Source organism: Limnohabitans sp. DCL3 (assembly GCF_048019295.1).
In the GTDB taxonomy this organism is placed as follows: domain Bacteria; phylum Pseudomonadota; class Gammaproteobacteria; order Burkholderiales; family Burkholderiaceae_C; genus Limnohabitans_A.
Genome location: NZ_CP171842.1, coordinates 1101323 through 1119735 on the forward strand (window position 1 = coordinate 1101323; position 18413 = coordinate 1119735).

Here is an 18413-nt window from a genome sequence, read left to right on the forward strand (position 1 = left end):
CGTACCTGATCAGCGCAAGTTGTAGAACGCAGCGCGGCCAGGGTACACCGCCACTTCGCCGAGGTCTTCCTCAATGCGCAGCAGCTGGTTGTACTTGGCCATGCGGTCCGAGCGGCTCATGGAGCCGGTTTTGATCTGACCGGCATTCAGGCCCACGGCGATGTCGGCAATCGTGCTGTCTTCGGTCTCACCCGAGCGGTGCGAGATGACGGCGGTGTAACCCGCACGCTTGGCCATTTCGATGGCTTCGAAGGTTTCGGTCAGGGTGCCGATTTGGTTGATCTTGATCAGGATCGAGTTGGCGATGCCTTTGTCAATCCCTTCTTTAAATATCTTGGTGTTGGTCACGAACAGGTCATCACCGACGATTTGCACGTTCTTGGCCAAGCGGTCGGTCAGCACTTTCCAGCCGTCCCAGTCGCCTTCGGCCATGCCGTCTTCGATGCTGATGATGGGGTACTTGTCGCACCAAGAGGCCAACATGTCTGTCCACTGCTCCGAGGTCAAGCTGATCCCGCCTTCACCGGCCAGTACATACTTGCCGTCTTTGTAAAACTCGCTGGCGGCACAATCGAGGCCAATGGCAATCTGTTCACCAGCGGTGTAACCGGCCGCAGCGATGGCTTCGAGCACCATTTGAATCGCCGCTTCGTGGCTCTCGACGTTGGGGGCAAAGCCACCTTCATCGCCCACGGCAATGCTCATGCCTTTGTCGTGGATGATCTTCTTCAGGGCGTGAAACACTTCGGCGCCCCAGCGCACGGCTTCGCGGAACGACGGTGCGCCCACGGGAATGATCATGAACTCTTGCAGATCGAGGTTGTTGTTGGCGTGTGCGCCGCCGTTGATGACGTTCATCATGGGCACAGGCAGTTGGTTGCCATTCATGCCGCCAAAGTAGCGGTACAGGGGCAGACCGGACTCTTCGGCCGCAGCACGGGCCACGGCCATCGACACCGCCAACATGGCGTTGGCGCCCAAGCGGCTCTTGTTCTCGGTGCCGTCCAAGTCAATCAAGGTGCGGTCCAAGAAGGCTTGCTCGGAAGCGTCCAGGCCGAGCACGGCTTCAGAAATTTCGGTGTTGATGTGCTCCACCGCTTTGAGCACGCCTTTGCCCAAATAACGGCTCTTGTCGCCATCGCGCAGCTCGATGGCTTCGCGGCTGCCGGTGGATGCGCCAGACGGCACTGCGGCACGGCCCATGACGCCAGATTCCAGCAGCACGTCGCATTCGACGGTGGGGTTGCCACGGCTGTCGAGGATTTCACGGCCGACGATGTCAACAATTGCACTCATTTTTGAACTCTCTCAATTTAAAAACAAAACGGGTTTCAACGCCTGCGGTTCAGACGCCTTCGACGGCCACCATGCGCATGATGGCGGCCCCTTCACGGGCCTTGCGGGCTTGGAGGTATTCGGGCAGCTCGTAGAAGGCTTGGGCGGCCTCGAACGAGGGAAACTTCAGGATGACAATGCGCTCAGGAGCCCAGTCGCCTTCGAGCACCTGCACCTGCCCTCCACGCACACAGACTTCTGCACCAGCCGTTTTCATGGCAGCGGTGGACCACTTTTTGTATTCTTCATATTGAACAGGGTTGGTCACCTGAACGTGGGCGATGATATAGCCGCTCATGCGAAATCGTCCTCTAAAAATGGGTTCTTTTTGGTAACGGAATCGAGCTGCACCAGGGTCTCGAGCAGGGCGCGCATTTGGCCCAGCGGCACGGCGTTGGGGCCATCAGACCAAGCTTGGGCGGGCTTGGGATGGGTTTCCATGAACAAACCGGCCACCCCGACAGCCACACCCGCACGTGCCAGCACCGGCACCATCTCGCGCGCTCCGCCGCTGCTGGTGCCTTGGCCGCCCGGCTTTTGCACCGAGTGCGTCACATCGAACACCACTGGGGCGCCGGTTTTGCGCATCTCCGCCAAGCTGGTCATGTCGGCGACCAGGTTGTTGTAGCCAAAGCTCACGCCACGCTCGCAGGCCAGAAAGTTGTCTTCGGGCAGGCCGGCTTCGCGCGCTGCGGTGCGGGCTTTGTCGATGACGTTCTTCATGTCCCAAGGGGCTAAAAACTGGCCCTTCTTGATGTTGACGGGCTTGCCCGATTGGGCCACAGCGCGGATGAAATCGGTCTGGCGGCACAAAAAGGCCGGGGTCTGGAGTACGTCTACCACGCTGGCCACGGTCTTGACCTGCGACTCGTCGTGCACATCGGTGAGGATGGGCACGCCGATTTGGCGGCGCACCTCCTGAAGGATTTTCAGGCCCGCATCGATGCCTACACCGCGCTGCGTGCTGCCCGAGGAACGGTTGGCCTTGTCGAACGAACCTTTGTAGATGAGGGGAATGCCCAGCGCCGAGCAAGCCTCTTGGAGACGGCCAGCCACTTCGATGGACATCTCCAGACCTTCGATGGAGCAGGTGCCCGCGATCAAAAAGAAAGGCTGCTGCAGGCCCACGTCAAATCCGCAAAGTTTCATGGCTTACTCCAGTGTTCAGGGGGCAATCAGGCGGCTGCTTTGTGGTCAATCGCCGCTTTGACGAAGGCGTTGAACAGGGGGTGACCATCCCACGGCGTGGACTTGAATTCGGGGTGAAACTGCACGCCCACGTACCAAGGGTGCACCGTTTGCGGCAGCTCCACGATTTCGGTCAGCTGCTCGCGCTGGGTCAGCGCAGAGATCACCAAGCCCGCTTTGCGCAGGTCATCGAGGTAATTGACGTTGGCTTCATAGCGATGGCGGTGGCGCTCGGTGACCACGTCGCCGTAGATTTGGTGGGCCAGTGTGCCCTTGGCCACGTCTGAGCTTTGCGCACCCAAGCGCATGGTGCCGCCCAAGTCCGAGTTGGCGTCACGCACTTGGATCGAGCCATCGGCGTCTTTCCACTCGTTGATCAGGGCGATCACGGGGAAGGGTGTCTCGGGTTCGAACTCGGTGCTGTTGGCGCCCGTCATGCCGGCCACATGGCGTGCGTATTCGATGGTGGCGACTTGCATGCCCAGGCAGATGCCCAAGTAAGGCACTTGGCGGGTACGCGCGAATTGGGCCGTTTCGATCTTGCCTTCGACCCCGCGCTTGCCAAAGCCGCCAGGCACCAGCACACCGTCGAAGTGGGCCAGGCTGGCCACGGTCTCGGGGGTGATGGTTTCGGAGTCGATGTGCTCGATCTTCACGCGCACATGGTTGCGCATGCCAGCATGACGCAGTGCTTCGTTGACCGATTTGTAGCTGTCGGACAGTTCCACATACTTGCCGACCATGGCGATGGTCACTTCACCCTTGGGGTTGGCGGTCTCATACACCAGATCATCCCAGCGCTTGAGGCTGGCGGGGGGCGTGTTCAGGCGCAGCTTGTCGCAGATCAAACCGTCCAAGCCTTGCTCGTGCAGGACGCGGGGCACCTTGTAGATGGTGTCCACATCAGGCATGGAGATCACGCCCCAACTTTGCACGTTGGTGAACAGGGAAATTTTGTCGCGCTCGTCGTCGGGGATGAAGCGGTCGGCTCGGCACAGCAACGCATCGGGCTGGATGCCGATCTCACGCAGTTTTTGCACCGTGTGCTGGGTCGGTTTGGTTTTGAGCTCACCGGCCGTGGCGATCCAAGGCAGGTAAGTCAGGTGCACAAAGGCGGTGTTGTTGGGGCCCAAACGCAGGCTGAGTTGGCGCACAGCTTCAAGGAAAGGCAAGGACTCGATGTCGCCTACAGTGCCGCCGATTTCGACAATGGCCACATCCACCGCTTCGGGGGTGCCAAAACCGGCACCACGTTTGACGAAGTCCTGGATTTCATTGGTGACGTGGGGGATGACTTGGACCGTTTTGCCCAGGTAGTCGCCACGGCGCTCTTTTTCGAGCACGCTTTTGTAAATCTGACCGGTGGTGAAGTTGTTGGCCTTCTTCATCCGGGTGTTGATGAAGCGCTCGTAGTGGCCCAAATCCAGGTCGGTTTCAGCGCCATCGTCTGTCACAAACACCTCGCCGTGCTGGATAGGCGACATGGTGCCGGGGTCCACGTTGAGGTAGGGGTCGAGCTTGATGAGGGTGACGGAGAGGCCGCGCGATTCGAGGAGGGCGGCGAGCGAGGCGGAGGCGATTCCCTTGCCCAGGGAAGACACCACACCGCCGGTGACGAAGACGAATTTGGTCATGTCCAAGACGGGAGCTTGGCGCTCCCGGTAGGTGGAAATCGTGATTATAGACAGTCGGGTTCGGGGTTTTCTCGGCGTGGAAGTGTTTTGTGGTGTGTTTCCGCGCTGAGGCGGGCGCAGGCCGGTCGTGCTCATCACTCGCTTCGCTCGCCAAATCACCCGATCCGGCCTGCGCCCGCCTCAACGCTGCGTCGCATCCGTGTTCAACTTCTTTGAATACGCATGGCGATGCAGGCACCGCCGACTCGTCTGTGGCACAGCTGTTCTTGTGCTCTCTGCTACATTCCCCAGCCATGAGCACATTGGCTGGAAAACACATCGTTCTGGGTTTGTCGGGCGGCATTGCGGCCTTCAAGTCGGCTGAACTCTGCCGCGCCTTGGTCAAGGCCGGCTGCACCGTTCAGGTGGTCATGACCGAGGCGGCCGAGCATTTCATGACGGCGGTCACCATGCAGGCCTTGTCGGGCCGACCGGTCTACACCTCCCAATGGGACCCGCGTGAAGCCAACAACATGGCCCACATCAATCTCAGCCGCGAAGCCGATGCGATTGTGGTGGCCCCGGCCAGCGCCGACTTCATGGCCAAACTGCTGCACGGTGGTGCCGATGAGCTGCTCAGCTTGATGTGTTTGGCCAGGCCCCTGGACAAAGTGCCCTTGATCGTGGCCCCGGCCATGAACCGTGAAATGTGGTCCAACCCCGCCACCCAGCGCAATGTCGCGCAACTTCAAGCCGATGGCATCCATGTGTTGGATGTCGGGCAGGGCGACCAAGCCTGCGGTGAAACGGGCGATGGGCGCATGCTCGAAGCACAAGAAATTTTGGAAGACCTGGAGGCATTTTTCACGCCCAAAGTGCTGGCGGGTCGGCAAGTGCTGGTCACGGCGGGACCCACTTACGAAGCCATTGATCCGGTACGCGGCATCACCAACTTGTCAAGCGGCAAGATGGGTTTTTCGATTGCTCGGGCGGCACGCATGGCCGGGGCCGATGTGACTTTGATCGCCGGTCCGGTCAGCCTCACGACACCTCGGGGTGTCCAGCGCGTGGATGTGCGATCAGCCCTCAGCATGCTCCAAGCCGTGCAAGCGCATCTGCCCGGCCAAGGGGTATTTGTGGCCACCGCTGCGGTGGCCGACTGGCGGCCGGCCCACTCGGCCGAACAAAAAATCAAGAAAGACGGTTCAGGCCAGACGCCCGAGCTGGCCTTTGTCGAGAACCCCGACATATTGGCGACGGTGGCCCAATCGGCTGCGGCGCAAAAGGGCGATTTGTTTTGTGTCGGGTTCGCTGCAGAAAGCCACGATCTGCTGGCGCTGGCCACAGCCAAACGTGTGCGCAAACAAGTCCCACTGCTGGTGGGTAACATCGGCCCGGCGACCTTCGGGCAAGACGACAATGCATTGTTGCTGGTCGACGCCCACGGCGCCCGCGAATTGCCGCATGCCAGCAAAACAATGCTGGCCAGCCAACTCATTGATGACATTGCCCGGCGCTTGGGCACAGCACAAGGATGACCATGGACCTCGACGTCAAAATTCTCGATGCACGCATCGCGGCACAAATGCCCAGCTACGCCACCCCTGGCAGTGCAGGTCTGGACCTGCGCGCTTGCCTGGACGCACCACTGACCCTGGCCCCCAACGCCTGGCAGCTGGTGCCCACGGGCATGGCCATCCACATCAAAGATCCCGGTTACGCTGCCATGTTGCTGCCGCGCTCAGGTTTGGGCCACAAGCACGGCATCGTGCTGGGCAATCTGGTGGGTTTGATCGACAGCGATTACCAAGGCCAGCTGATGGTCAGTTGCTGGAACCGCAGCGATGTGGCGTTCACCATTGAACCTTTGGAACGCATTGCACAGATGGTGCTTGTCCCCGTGGTGCAAGCGCGTTTCCATGTGGTGAGCGAGTTCGGCACCGCGACCGCGCGCGGTGAGGGTGGTTACGGCTCGACAGGCCAAAAATAAGCACCAATCCAGGCACCACCCCAGGTGTCAATGCAGGGTAGGCGCCGTGCTCGCGCCATCATTGCCCACTTCGATCTTGAAGAAACCTGTGCCGCAACTGCCGTGACCCACTTCGGACTCGGTCGGTTCCCGCACAGATTCGACTTTCAGATGCAAACGCAGCGCGATGCCAGACAAGGGGTGGTTGGCGTCCAGCACCACATGCTCGGGGTAGATCTCGGTCACGGTGTAAAGCGCGTTGCGTGGCGCATCCGGGTTGCAACCTGCGGGCAAAGCCGTGCCTTCAATCGTCAGTCCTGGCTCAAGCCCTTCCGGGAACAGCGCCAGTGGCTCGAGAAATAGCAAATTTTCATCAAAGTCGCCAAAGGCGTCTTCAGGCTCCAGATGCAGGTCGATTTTGGCGCCCGGTTCGTGGCCTTGCAGGGCTTCCTCGATTTTGGGCAGCAGATCTTGGCCGCCAATGAAAAATTCCACGGGTTCGTCCAGCGTATCCAGAACTTCGCCCAGCGTGTCTTTGAGTGTCCAGGTCAGTGCGACCACAGAAGGTGTCTTGATTTCCATACGACAATTGTCGCAGTTTGGCGGCCTGTTGGAGGGCGCCCTGTCAATGAGCACAGGTCTTTGGGTCTGTGCAAGCGGAACAACCACATGAACACAGAACAACCCCTGGCCCTGCTCGGCGGCCTGAGCCCTAGCCAATTCATGAAGCGCCACTGGCAAAAAAAACCCTTGCTGGTGCGCAACGCCATGCCGGATTTTGTGCCCTGCGTGGGTCGCCAGGAGTTGGTGGCCTTGGCTGGCCAGGAGGGCGTGGAGTCGCGCCTGATTGTCGACACGGGCAAGGGCTGGAAGTTGAAACATGGGCCATTCCCCAAGCGAGGTCTGCCGCCCTTTGGTCAAAAAAAATGGACTTTTTTGGTGCAAGGTGTGGACTTGCACCATGACGGCGTGCATGCCCTGCTGCAAAAGTTTCGCTTTGTGCCCGATGCCAGACTCGACGACGTGATGATCAGTTATGCCACCGATGGCGGTGGTGTGGGCCCCCACTTTGACAGTTATGACGTGTTTTTACTCCAAGCCCACGGGCAGCGCCGCTGGCGCATTGGACGCAACAAGGACTTGACGCTTCAGGCGGGAGTGCCGCTGAAAATTTTGCAAAATTTCGAAGCCGAAGAGGAGTTTGTTCTGAATCCCGGCGACATGCTGTATTTGCCGCCCAAGTATGCGCACGACGGTATTGCCGAGGGTGAGTGCATGACGTGGTCGGTTGGCTTTCGCGCACCTCAAGAGGGCGAGTTGGCGCGAGAGTTGTTGTTGGGTTTGGCGGATGAAGCGTTTGAGGGGGTGGGCGAGGCCATTTACCGTGATCCGCGACAGCCGGCGGTCGCTTCTTCGGCGGCCATTCCGGACACTTTGGCTGTCTTTGCGCGCCAAGTGGTCGATAAAGCCCTCAAAAATCCGGATTTGCTGGACAGTTTGCTGGGCGAATACCTGACGGAACCCAAAGCCCATGTCTGGTTTGATGAACCCGAAACCGAACCTGATTTGTCCAAGGGGGTGCAGCTTGATCGCAGAACCAAAATGCTGTACGACGATCGGCACGTGTTCATCAATGGTGAGAGCTTTCGTTCAGGGGGTATTGATGCGCGCTATTTGCGTCAATTGGCAGATGACAGGCGCTTATCTGCGTCATCTTGCGCTAAGTTGAGTCGTTCGGCCCAGGCGGCATTGCTCGATTGGATGTCTGCGGATTGGTTGAAACCCGCTCAGGACTTACCCCAGCAAGGGGTGTTTTGAAGGTTTCATGTCAGCTTGGTGCTTTTCAAATTCGCAGGGTTAGGGAAAACGCTATAATGTCGTTCCGAGTGCAGAAGAACTCGAGTGCTTTTGTCTCGGTTCAAGTTTTTTGAATCAGTCTTCGACAATTTCCGGAAATTGTTTTTAACCCCTACAAGGAAAATCATCATGAACAAGTCCCTCGTTTTGGCCGCCATCATCGCTGCTGCTGCTTTGTCTGCCTGCGGTAAAAAAGAAGAAGCCGCTGCACCTGCCGCTCCTGCGCCAGTGGCAGCACCAGCACCAGCACCAGCACCTGCTGCTGACGCTTCTGCTGCCCCAGCTGCAGCACCTGCTGCTGACGCATCCGCTGCCAAGTAATGGCAGGTTGCGCCCCGGCTTTGACCGGGGCTGCATAAAAAAACCCCGCGCTGCGGGGTTTTTTTATGTGCCGCAGGGCTTGAGGCGTTCAGCGCAATTCATTGGCCAGCAGTTTCAAAATCCGCTCAGCGTTGCCTGACTTTTCGGGTTGACCATTGGCGTCCAGAACACGGATATGGCTGAGGTTGCCCTTTTCGGTCAAGGCGATCCGGTAGCGCGACAAAGCGGCCTCTTCTTTCTTGCTGCTGAACATTCGGGCAAAAAATCCCGGTTCTTTTTCAGCTGGGCTGGCGGACGAGACATAACGGACAAAGTAAATGCCTTTGGATCGATCGCGGTCCTCCACGGTGAAGCCGGTACGGTCCAGCGCGACACCGGTGCGGCGCCATGCCCGATCCAGGGCGTCATTGATCTCGACGGCGGGTTGGCCATCCAAGGTGGTCAAGCTGGCCATTGGCGCAGGCATGACGGCAGCGGTGGCAGCTTTGGCTGTTTCAGGGGAGGCGCCCAGTTTGACCATCAGTCGACGCAAGAACTCGATCTCGAGCTCTGGGTCGCTGGCCCGCGGTTGCCAGACGGTTTGGTCTTTCTGGGCGTTGCTGTAGTTCTCCACCATGCCTCGGTGCGTGATGTAAATCTCAACGCCACCTTGTGCGTTGCGTTCTACCCGGGTGCGGAACTTGTCGCGCTCGCCAGAGGAATACAAGGAATCGAGCACTTTGCCCAATGTCTTGCGGATCATGTCTTGCGGAATTTTGGCGCGGTTTTCTGCCCAATCGGTTTCCATGATGCCGATGTCAGGCGAGTCGGTGACCAGAACAAAACCATTGCTGGTCCAGAACTCTTTCAGGGGGTCCCACACCTTGTCGGCCGGGCGAGCCACCACCAACCAGCGTTGGTTACCCTGGCGCTCAATGCGCACATCGCCCAATTGGTTCGCTGCGGTGCCGGCATCGGCCACGCGAGCACTGGCGCTGTTGAAACCAGAAGCGGTGGCCGAGTTGCTTTCGATCGCATAGCGCGAGTCTTTGCGCAGTTGGCTCAGGTCGGGCGGCACTTCCAGCGAGGCTGCCTTGGTTGCACTTTTGTAATCAATCTTGTCTTCTTCCAGCAAGGAGCAACCACTGACCAAAATGGCCAATGCCGCAACAACGGCGCTGCGCTGAGCCGTTTGGATGGAGGTGGAGCGATGGGACAATTTCACAAGCAATCCTTAGGTGGAAATCAAATCAGTCCGCTGGCCTTGAGCGCGGCCTCAACAACCGGGTGCTGAGACGTCGACAGTTCGGTCATGGGCAAACGCAACGCAGGACCGCACAGGCCCATGCGGTGCATGGCCCATTTCACGGGAATGGGGTTGGCTTCGACAAACAAGTTTTTGTGCACGGGCATCAACTGGAATTGGATGCGCATGGCTTCTTGGATATCGCCGCGGATGGCCGCCATGCACAAGTCGTGCATCAAACGCGGGGCCACGTTGGCGGTCACGCTGATGTTGCCCGCACCGCCGCACAGCATCAAGGCGACTGCGGTCGGATCGTCACCGGAGTACACCGCAAATTCAGGGGGCAGATCACGGATGAGCCATTGGGCGCGCTCCAAGTTTCCTGTCGCCTCTTTGATGCCGACAATGCCTGGTACTTGGGCCAGTCGCAGCACGGTCTCATGCTGCATATCGGCCACCGAGCGGCCGGGGACGTTGTACAAAATCACGGGCAAGTCGGGTGTGGCTTCGGCAATGGCTCGGAAATGGCGATACTGGCCTTCTTGGGTGGGTTTGTTGTAGTAAGGCACCACCTGCAGTTGGCAATCGGCCCCGACTTTTTTGGCAAATTTGGCCAGTTCAATGGCCTCCGCCGTGGAGTTGGCGCCGCACCCGGCCATGATGGGGACGCGACCGGCCGCTTGTTCGACCGAGACACGGATGATTTCGCAGTGCTCGTCCACCGTGACCGTGGGCGATTCGCCCGTGGTGCCGACCACGCCGATGCAATCCGTGCCTTCGGCCACATGCCAGTCGATCAGTTTTCGCAAAGTGGGGTAATCCACTTGGCCGTCTTCGAGCATGGGGGTGATCAGGGCAGGGATGCTGCCTTGGATAGGGCGAAATTCGGTGGTCATTTCAGTGGCTTCTGAACATAAAACAACCATTCTAACGAGTGCAAATGGTTTTCAGCTTGGGCCATGACAGGGAATGTATCCCGATGTCACGGCGCCGCTTGAGCAAAGTCTGTTGGGGCTTTCAAGGCCCAGCGCGTCAGATCCCCTGCGGTTTTTGGTCGAGCGGCCACGATGCGTTGCACAAAGCGGTCTGGCAAAGTGGCGAAACCGTCTTCGTATGCCACCACATGCAGGCCTTGGGTGACCCGCAGCAACTCCCCCGGGTGCAGCAAAAAGTCGGGCCGCGATGGCTTGCCCACGGTCTCATTGCCCGCCGCAAAGGTTTCGTAAATCAGCACGCCACCAGGGGCCACGCTTTGGACGATGACGGGCATCAGGGCGCGCCACAGGTAATTGGTCACCACCACGCAGCCAAATGTCTGGCCCTCAAAGGGCCAAGGGCCGTTTTCTATGTCGGCGCAACGCACTTGCCCATAGGTTTGGGCCTGTGACACCGCATCGGGGTTGCGATCAACACCCTGAACCGTGTGTCCTTGTGCGGCTAAAAAACGCATGTGTCGGCCTGCCCCGCAAGCCAGATCCAAAACGCGACTGTGGGGCGTTATCAGATGCGCCCAGCGTTGCAGCCAAGCCGAGGGGTTTTCGGTGCCGTGCATGGTTTTCCTCTTGAAACTAGAAACAAGCCCACAGTTGCTCGGCCAACATGATGACCAAGTCGGGCTGGGTGTAGAGCCCAAACGGCAGGATGAGGGCTGCGCAAACAGCCAAAGCGACCGCCATTTTGCGGCGCAAGGACGATTTGGACGGCAGGGGCATGGCGCCAACTGGGTTCATGCGGTGTGGGGTGTTGGGCGCTGAATTGGGCTTTCACGCACGGGCAGATTCACCAGCGCAGCAAACATGCCCAAAGCAATGGCCAGGTACCAGACGATGTCGTAGCTGCCGGTTTTGTCGTAGAGATACCCGCCCAGCCAGACGCCCATGAACGAGCCGATCTGGTGGCTGAAAAAGATGAAGCCGCTGAGCATGGACAGGTGTGAAATGCCAAAAATCTGGGCCACCGCGGCATTGGTGGGCGGCACGGTGGACAACCAAAGCAAGCCCATGACACCTGAAAAAATATAAACGCTGGTTGGCGTGAGCGGGGCCAGCAAGAACAGCACGATGGCCACAGAGCGTGCGGCATAAATGAAGGCCAAGATGTTTTTCTTGGCCATTTTCTGGCCTAAAGTGCCTGCGATGTAGGTGCCGAACACGTTGAAGAGACCAATCAAGGCCAGCGCGTAACTGGCCACCTGCGGTGCCAAGCCGTGGTCCTTGAGGTAACTGGGCATGTGCACGCCGATGAACACAACCTGAAAACCGCACACAAAATAGCCGGCCATCAACAGCTGAAAACTGGGGTATTGAAAAGCCTCTTTCAAAGCCTGAGCGATGGTTTGCTCACGTTGGGCTTGGCCGGGGGCGTTCAAGGCGGGCTCGCGCAAGCCCCAAGCCAAGGGGATGATCAGCATGGCGGCGGCCGCCAATATGACCAGAGCGGTTTGCCATCCCATTTGGCTGATCAGCAAACCTTCGACAGGCACCATCAAAAATTGGCCGAAACTGCCCGCGGCCGCAGCAATGCCCATGGCCCAAGAGCGGCGTTCGGGCGGCACGTTGCGGCCAATCACACCGTAGATGACGGCGTAAGTCGTGCCGGCTTGCGCGGTGCCGATGATCACCCCAGTAAACAGGGTAAACACCCACGGATCGGTGGCCCAAGCCATGCCCAGCAAGCCAATCCCATAAATAACGGCGCCCACGGTGATCACGCGGAATGCACCGAACTTGTCGGCCACCATGCCCGCAAAAATGCCCATGAATCCCCAGGAAAGGTTCTGGATGGCCATGGCCAAGGCGAACTCTTGTCGGCCCCAACCTTGGGCTTGGGTGATGGGCTGAAGCCACAGGCCAAAACCGTGGCGAATGCCCATGGACAGGGTCACGATGGCCGCGCCGCAAATCAGCACCTGGCTCAGAGATAAGGGTTTGTGTTGCATCCCCTGACTTTAACCAATGTGGTGGGTCTATGCGGTCGCCCAGTTGCCTGCATGCCGGGCAGCGCTTGGGTACTGTTTTTGCATCCAGTGTCCAGCCGGAAATCCCACTACAATCCGCCACCATGGCCACCCAAACAACTGTCAAAACCTCTCAAGAGTACTCCGAAGGCTCGATCCGCGTCCTGAAGGGCTTGGAGCCCGTCAAGCAACGCCCGGGCATGTACACCCGCACCGACAACCCGCTGCACATCATCCAAGAGGTGCTGGACAACGCCGCCGACGAAGCCTTGGCGGGGCACGGCAAGAAGATCAAAGTGATCCTGCACGCCGACGGCTCGGTCAGCATCGAAGACGATGGCCGGGGCATCCCCTTTGGTCTGCACCCGGAAGAAAAAGCCCCGGTGATCGAGCTGGTGTTCACCCGCTTGCACGCGGGTGGCAAGTTCGACAAGGGCAAGGGCGGGGCTTACAGCTTTTCGGGCGGTTTGCACGGGGTGGGCGTGTCGGTGACCAACGCGCTGTCCAAGCGCTTGGAGGCCACCAGCTACCGCGAAGGCCAAGTGGCGACATTGGTTTTCTCGGGCGGCGACGTGACCGAGCCGCTGGTCAAACGCCCCACAGGCGAGGGGGACCGCAAGCAGGGCACCACCGTACGCGCCTGGCCCGACGCCAAATATTTCGAATCCAGCGCCCTGCCCATGAACGAGCTGACGCACCTGCTGCGCAGCAAAGCCGTGCTCATGCCGGGCGTGACGGTGACCTTGGTGAATGAAAAAACCAAAGAAACCCAGCAGTGGCAATACAAAGCCGGTCTGCGTGACTACCTGACGCAAACCCTGAACGGCGACCCGGTGATCCCGCTGTTTGAAGGCGAAGGTTTTGCCGACGCCAACCACGACAGCTTTGCCGAAGGCGAGGGCGCTTCGTGGGCCGTGGCCTTCACCGAAGACGGCGCGCCGGTGCGCGAGAGCTACGTGAATTTGATCCCGACCAGTGCAGGCGGCACGCACGACAGCGGCTTGCGCGACGGCCTGTTCACCGCCGTCAAAAGCTTCATCGAGCTGCACGGCTTGCTGCCCAAGGGTGTCAAGCTCATGCCCGAGGACGTGTTCGCCCGCGCCAGCTATGTGCTGAGCGCCAAAGTGCTCGATCCGCAGTTCCAGGGCCAGATCAAGGAACGCCTGAACTCGCGTGACGCGGTGCGCTTGGTCTCCAGCTTTGTGCGCCCGGCCCTTGAACTGTGGCTGAACGAGCATGTGGACTACGGCAAAAAACTCGCCGAGCTGGCCATCAAAGCCGCCCAAACCCGCCAAAAGGCCGGGCAAAAGGTGGAAAAGCGCAAGAGTTCTGGCGTGGCGGTGTTGCCCGGCAAATTGACCGATTGCGAGAGCAAGGACATCTTGCACAACGAGGTGTTCTTGGTGGAGGGGGACTCGGCCGGCGGCAGCGCCAAAATGGGCCGCAACAAAGAATGCCAGGCCATCTTGCCCCTGCGCGGCAAGGTGCTCAACACCTGGGAAGTGGACCGCGACCGCTTGTTTGCCAACAACGAAATCCACGACATCTCGGTGGCCATTGGCGTGGACCCGCACGGGCCCACCGACAACCCCGACATGAGCAACCTGCGCTACGGCAAAGTGTGCATTCTGTCGGACGCGGATGTGGACGGCTCGCACATCCAGGTGCTGTTGCTCACCCTGTTTTTCCGCCATTTCCCCAAGTTGATCGAAGCCGGACACCTGTATGTGGCGCGGCCCCCACTGTTCCGGGTCGATGCGCCTGCGCGCGGCAAAAAGCCCGCGTCCAAAGCCTATGCGCTGGACGAGGGCGAACTGACCGCCATCATCGACAAGCTGCGCAAAGATGGCGTGAAAGAAGGCGGCTGGAGCATCAGCCGCTTCAAGGGCTTGGGCGAGATGAGCGCCGAGCAGTTGTGGGACACCACGCTCAACCCCGATACGCGTCGCTTGCTGCCCATCGAGTTGGGGCCTCTCGACAACGCGGGTACTGAAAACCTGATGACGCAGCTCATGGGCAAAGGCGAAGCCGCCGCCCGACGCGAGCTGATGGAACTGCACGGTGACAGCATCGAAATTGATGTTTGAAGCCGCATCCGAAAGAATCCATGACCACTGACTTGTTGACCCCCACCTCTGACGCTGCGCCCCAAGGTGACCACCTGGGCGCCTACGCCCAGCGGGCGTATTTGGAATACGCGTTGTCCGTCGTCAAAGGACGCGCCTTGCCCGATGTGTGCGACGGCCAAAAGCCGGTGCAGCGGCGCATTTTGTATTCGATGGACCGCATGGGCCTGTCCTACAGCGGCCCGAACAACAACACCGCCGCCAAGCCCGTCAAAAGCGCCCGTGTGGTGGGCGATGTGCTGGGCCGTTACCACCCGCACGGCGACACAGCGGCCTACGATGCGCTGGTGCGCATGGCGCAAGACTTTTCCCAGCGCTACCCGCTCATCGACGGGCAGGGCAACTTTGGCAGCCGCGACGGCGATGGCGCAGCGGCCATGCGTTACACCGAAGCGCGCCTCTCGCGCATCACCAGCTTGCTGCTCGATGAGATCGACATGGGCACGGTGGACTTCATTCCCAACTACGACGGCTCCACCGAAGAGCCGCGCCAGCTGCCCGCCCGCTTGCCCTTTAGTCTGCTCAATGGTGCCAGTGGCATTGCCGTGGGTCTGGCCACCGAAATCCCCAGCCACAACCTGCGCGAAGTGGCCGACGCCTGCGTGGCCTTGATCAAAAACGACAAGCTCGGCGACAGCGAGTTGATGGCCATCATCCCTGGCCCCGACTACCCCGGTGGCGGCCAGATCATCAGTCCGGCCAGCGACATTGCCGACGCCTACCGCACGGGTCGTGGCAGCCTCAAAGTGCGTGCCCGCTGGAAGATCGAAGAACTCGCCCGTGGCCAATGGCAGCTGGTGGTGACCGAGTTGCCGCAAGGCGTCAGCTCGCAGCGCGTGCTCGAAGAGATCGAAGAACTCACCAACCCCAAAGTCAAGGCGGGTAAAAAAGCCCTCAGCACCGACCAGCTGCAGCTCAAGGCCAGCATGCTGGCCGTGCTGGATGTGGTGCGTGACGAGTCGAGCAAAGACGCCGCCGTTCGTCTGGTGTTTGAGCCCAAGACCAGCCGCATTGAACAGAGCGAACTCATCACCGCCTTGCTGGCCCACACCAGCTTGGAAACGTCTGCGCCGATCAACATGACCTCGGTGGGCATTGACGGCAAGCCGATCCAGAAGTCGCTGCGCCAGATGCTGGTGGAGTGGATCAGCTTCCGCCAGACCACCATCACCCGCCGCAGCCAACACCGCCTGAACAAGGTGCTGGACCGCATCCACATTCTGGAAGGCCGCCAGCTGGTGCTGCTCAACATTGACGAGGTGATTCGCATCATCCGCCACAGCGACGAGCCCAAGCCTGCGCTGATCGAGGCCTTCCAACTCAGCGACCGCCAAGCCGAAGACATTCTGGAAATTCGTCTGCGCCAACTGGCCCGCTTGGAGGCCATCAAGATCGAGCAAGAGCTGAGTGAACTGCGCCTAGAGCAGGGGAAACTCGAGGAGATTTTGGGCAGCCCCGCCGCGCTGCGCCGCCTGATGATCAAAGAGATCGAAGCGGATGCCAAAACCTTTGCCGACCCGCGCCGCACGCTGATTCAGGAAGAGAAAAAAGCCGTGGCCGAAGTCAAGGTGGTGGACGAACCGGTGACGGTGGTTGTGTCGGAAAAAGGCTGGGTGCGTGCCCGCACCGGCCATGGCCACGATGCCACCAGTTTCGCCTTCAAGGCGGGCGATAGCCTGTATGGCACCTTCGAGTGCCGCACGGTGGATACGCTGCTGATCTTCGGCAGCAACGGAAGAATCTACAGCGTGCCTGTGGCCACTTTGCCTGGCGCACGCGGTGATGGCCAGCCGGTGACCACGCTCATCGAGTTGGAACCCACCACACAGATAGCCCATTACTTTGCAGGCCCGGCCAGCGCCACGCTGCTGCTGAGCGGCTCCGGCGGTTATGGTTTCATGGCCTCGATTGAGAACATGATCTCGCGCAACAAAGCGGGCAAAGCCTTCATCAGCCTGGGCGAGGGCGAAACCGTCTGCGCTCCCAGCCATGTGAGCGGCAGCAGCGCCACGGTGCCTGCCGACAAACAGCCCATGCCCGCCGCCACCAGCGTCTGCTGCGCCAGCACGGGCGGCCGGGTGCTGACCTTTGAGCTCAGCGAACTCAAAACCATGGAAAAAGGCGGCCGGGGCCTGATGCTCATCGACCTCGAAGCCAAAGACAGCTTGGCGGGCGCTGCGGCCTACACCCGCAGTGTCAAGATCGAAGGCATTGGCCGAGGCGGCAAAGAGCGCGAAGAAACGCTGGAAATCCGCAGCCTGAACAATGCCAAAGCGGCCCGCGCCAAAAAAGGCCGCGTGGCGGATTTGGGGTTCAAGCCGAACAAAGTGACGCGGGTGGAATGAGTCAATAAGAACGGACCTTGATGGCAAGCAACGTTTTTCATCGCGGATTTGAAAAAATCAATGTATCGATTCAGTCACGTCACTTCGCTGCCTTTCGGTCTGTGTTAACCCGCTGGCGGTACCTGGGCATGAGCTGAATGCTTTTTTTGCCTGTAGGTGTTTCGTAAAAGCGGGTGATGTCTTCCAGCTCCTTGGCCGTGAAAGCGTTGCCGTACACCTCTGCCAATGCTTCTTTAAGTACCTCAAAGCGCATATGCTTGCGAAAGAATTCGGCCATCACACCCCGAAAGGGCAGCAGTGTGGGGCTTTGCTTGATCTGAATGTCCATCATTTGTTCAATGGACGCGTTCATGGCCTTATCCATGTCCATGGTTTGCAAAAGCAGAGTGGCCTGCTACTTGTTGGCCGCGTCGGCCCAGCAGCAAGCTGATGCCAGGGTCAAGGCGATGCTTGCGCCATGCATGGCCGCCAAACATTTGGATGCCCACTTGCATGAGCGTGTTCGCGCACAGCATGCCGATCAGCACGCGCAGGCCCAAGGTGCCGGGGTCGTGTTGCAGGGTGAGGGTGAGTGCTTCATATTGCCCGGCCATGGCGTGCTGGAGTGGATCCATCAGCAGCATGGCCAGCAAAACAACCAGCATGCCCGCCCAAGCGGTACTCAGGATGGTGCGAGGGTTTGTGACGGTGCCCATGGCGATTTGTACTTTTAAAGTATTCAAATATATCACTCCCATTCGAGTCGTCGTGGGTGAGACTGCACACGACGCTCCGGCTGCCTACTTTTTAAGCACCCCCCGCCAGCCCTTGCAGCCTGTGGCTGGGCTGCTTGTCCTTGCAATTGTCCACAAGCTTGCGCAAGTGCTGTGGGGACGGTTTGCTAACGGTGAATGTCTCAATACACCGCATCGTGGTCGCCCACATTGATCGGGATGATTTGCTGGTCTTGGATCAACAGTTCAAGGGTGATGCGGTAAGACAGGTTGATCGACACCGAATGCAGGCCCGTCAGTCGCCCAGACAGGGCGTGCAAGCGCAGCGACGGGTGGTGCGGGTTCAACTCCAGCAAGGCCAGTGTTTTGGCGTATTGGGTGCGAAGTTCAGGATGTCGCCTGATGAAGCGCTCAGCCCGGCGCATGTAGGCGTCGGTAAAGACCAGCGTGTAGGGCATCCCGCTTGAGAGGCTCGGGCGCTCAATGAGTGGTGTTGTTCACCAAGGCATCGAGCCTCGCCATGTGGGCCTCGGCGCTTTCTGGCACGGCACGGCCAGCGGCCAGGTCGGCGCGGCTTTGGATCAGGGCCGCTTCCAGCTCGCATTCGCGCAGGTAGTGGTATTGCGCCATGTCCATCACCACAAACCGGTCTTTGCCACGCACCGAGATCGTGGCTTCGGTTTGGTCGGCCAGCGCCGATTCAATCGCAGCGATGCCGCGCACTTTGAGGTCGTTGGCGGTCAGTTGGGGCATGGGTGCTTGACG

General features: G+C 59.6%; 20 protein-coding genes. 6 read left to right on the forward strand and 14 right to left on the reverse strand.

The window, feature by feature from the left end; genetic code table 11:
- Positions 1 to 9: 9 nt before the first annotated feature.
- From eno to ACHEXK_RS05065, 4 genes are read right to left on the reverse strand one after another with little or no spacing between them, the layout of a single operon-like run.
- Positions 10 to 1296 carry a phosphopyruvate hydratase gene (eno, locus tag ACHEXK_RS05050; RefSeq protein ID WP_416548271.1) on the reverse strand — a complete coding sequence of 429 codons (1287 nt, stop codon included), beginning with the start codon at positions 1294 to 1296 and terminating at the stop codon, positions 10 to 12.
- A gap of 49 nt (positions 1297 to 1345) precedes the next feature.
- Positions 1346 to 1633, reverse strand: a complete 288-nt coding sequence (locus ACHEXK_RS05055) for a DUF1330 domain-containing protein (protein WP_416548272.1) — start codon at positions 1631 to 1633, stop codon at positions 1346 to 1348.
- Positions 1630 to 2484, reverse strand: coding sequence for a 3-deoxy-8-phosphooctulonate synthase (gene kdsA / locus ACHEXK_RS05060; protein WP_416548273.1), 855 nt, complete (start codon positions 2482 to 2484; stop codon positions 1630 to 1632). Before kdsA ends, ACHEXK_RS05055 begins: the two co-directional genes overlap by 4 nt.
- A gap of 26 nt (positions 2485 to 2510) precedes the next feature.
- Positions 2511 to 4157, reverse strand: a complete 1647-nt coding sequence (locus tag ACHEXK_RS05065) for a CTP synthase (RefSeq protein ID WP_416548274.1) — start codon at positions 4155 to 4157, stop codon at positions 2511 to 2513.
- 293 nt (positions 4158 to 4450) lie between these two features.
- Between ACHEXK_RS05065 and coaBC the strand changes: the two genes are divergently transcribed.
- Both coaBC and dut read left to right on the forward strand, forming a co-directional pair.
- Positions 4451 to 5674 carry a bifunctional phosphopantothenoylcysteine decarboxylase/phosphopantothenate--cysteine ligase CoaBC gene (gene coaBC / locus ACHEXK_RS05070; RefSeq protein ID WP_416548275.1) on the forward strand — a complete coding sequence of 408 codons (1224 nt, stop codon included), beginning with the start codon at positions 4451 to 4453 and terminating at the stop codon, positions 5672 to 5674.
- A gap of 2 nt (positions 5675 to 5676) precedes the next feature.
- Entirely contained in the window at positions 5677 to 6126 is a 450-nt protein-coding gene (dut, locus tag ACHEXK_RS05075) for a dUTP diphosphatase (protein ID WP_416548276.1), read from the forward strand.
- Between the two features lie 27 nt (positions 6127 to 6153).
- On the opposite strand, the gene ACHEXK_RS05080 is transcribed toward dut, so the two are convergent.
- Positions 6154 to 6687 (reverse strand): FKBP-type peptidyl-prolyl cis-trans isomerase, encoded by a 534-nt coding sequence (locus ACHEXK_RS05080; RefSeq protein ID WP_416548277.1) that lies wholly within the window; start codon positions 6685 to 6687, stop codon positions 6154 to 6156.
- 87 nt (positions 6688 to 6774) lie between these two features.
- Here ACHEXK_RS05080 and ACHEXK_RS05085 point away from each other — a divergent pair, with 87 nt between their 5' ends.
- Positions 6775 to 7923 (forward strand): JmjC domain-containing protein, encoded by a 1149-nt coding sequence (locus ACHEXK_RS05085; RefSeq protein ID WP_416548278.1) that lies wholly within the window; start codon positions 6775 to 6777, stop codon positions 7921 to 7923.
- Between the two features lie 168 nt (positions 7924 to 8091).
- Positions 8092 to 8283 (forward strand): hypothetical protein, encoded by a 192-nt coding sequence (locus ACHEXK_RS05090; protein WP_416548279.1) that lies wholly within the window; start codon positions 8092 to 8094, stop codon positions 8281 to 8283.
- Between the two features lie 88 nt (positions 8284 to 8371).
- On the opposite strand, the gene bamC is transcribed toward ACHEXK_RS05090, so the two are convergent.
- The 5 genes from bamC to ACHEXK_RS05115 all read right to left on the reverse strand — a co-directional run bounded on the left by bamC (position 8372) and on the right by ACHEXK_RS05115 (position 12446).
- Positions 8372 to 9481, reverse strand: a complete 1110-nt coding sequence (gene bamC / locus ACHEXK_RS05095) for an outer membrane protein assembly factor BamC (protein WP_416548868.1) — start codon at positions 9479 to 9481, stop codon at positions 8372 to 8374.
- Between the two features lie 26 nt (positions 9482 to 9507).
- Positions 9508 to 10404, reverse strand: a complete 897-nt coding sequence (gene dapA / locus ACHEXK_RS05100; RefSeq protein ID WP_416548280.1) for a 4-hydroxy-tetrahydrodipicolinate synthase — start codon at positions 10402 to 10404, stop codon at positions 9508 to 9510.
- 86 nt (positions 10405 to 10490) lie between these two features.
- Positions 10491 to 11060 carry a class I SAM-dependent methyltransferase gene (locus tag ACHEXK_RS05105; RefSeq protein ID WP_416548281.1) on the reverse strand — a complete coding sequence of 190 codons (570 nt, stop codon included), beginning with the start codon at positions 11058 to 11060 and terminating at the stop codon, positions 10491 to 10493.
- A 16-nt stretch (positions 11061 to 11076) separates the two neighbouring features.
- Positions 11077 to 11238 carry a hypothetical protein gene (locus ACHEXK_RS05110; RefSeq protein ID WP_416548282.1) on the reverse strand — a complete coding sequence of 54 codons (162 nt, stop codon included), beginning with the start codon at positions 11236 to 11238 and terminating at the stop codon, positions 11077 to 11079.
- Entirely contained in the window at positions 11235 to 12446 is a 1212-nt protein-coding gene (locus ACHEXK_RS05115; RefSeq protein ID WP_416548283.1) for an MFS transporter, read from the reverse strand. Before ACHEXK_RS05115 ends, ACHEXK_RS05110 begins: the two co-directional genes overlap by 4 nt.
- Positions 12447 to 12568: 122 nt before the next feature.
- Between ACHEXK_RS05115 and ACHEXK_RS05120 the strand changes: the two genes are divergently transcribed.
- Both ACHEXK_RS05120 and parC read left to right on the forward strand, forming a co-directional pair.
- Positions 12569 to 14551 (forward strand): DNA topoisomerase IV subunit B, encoded by a 1983-nt coding sequence (locus tag ACHEXK_RS05120; protein ID WP_416548284.1) that lies wholly within the window; start codon positions 12569 to 12571, stop codon positions 14549 to 14551.
- A 20-nt stretch (positions 14552 to 14571) separates the two neighbouring features.
- Positions 14572 to 16935, forward strand: coding sequence for a DNA topoisomerase IV subunit A (parC, locus tag ACHEXK_RS05125; protein ID WP_416548285.1), 2364 nt, complete (start codon positions 14572 to 14574; stop codon positions 16933 to 16935).
- 79 nt (positions 16936 to 17014) lie between these two features.
- Here parC and ACHEXK_RS05130 read toward each other — a convergent pair whose 3' ends face one another.
- From ACHEXK_RS05130 to ACHEXK_RS05145, 4 genes are all read right to left on the reverse strand, one after another.
- A complete protein-coding gene (locus ACHEXK_RS05130) occupies positions 17015 to 17287 on the reverse strand; it encodes a DUF2059 domain-containing protein (RefSeq protein WP_416548286.1) in 273 nt (90 codons plus the stop codon).
- Positions 17288 to 17291: 4 nt separating this feature from the next.
- The gene (locus tag ACHEXK_RS05135) at positions 17292 to 17630 is read right to left on the reverse strand and encodes a hypothetical protein (protein ID WP_416548287.1); all 339 of its coding nucleotides are present in this window, start codon (positions 17628 to 17630) and stop codon (positions 17292 to 17294) included.
- Positions 17631 to 17830: 200 nt separating this feature from the next.
- Entirely contained in the window at positions 17831 to 18106 is a 276-nt protein-coding gene (locus ACHEXK_RS05140; protein WP_416548288.1) for a type II toxin-antitoxin system YafQ family toxin, read from the reverse strand.
- 22 nt (positions 18107 to 18128) lie between these two features.
- Positions 18129 to 18401, reverse strand: coding sequence for a hypothetical protein (locus ACHEXK_RS05145; RefSeq protein ID WP_416548289.1), 273 nt, complete (start codon positions 18399 to 18401; stop codon positions 18129 to 18131).
- Positions 18402 to 18413 lie beyond the last annotated feature (12 nt).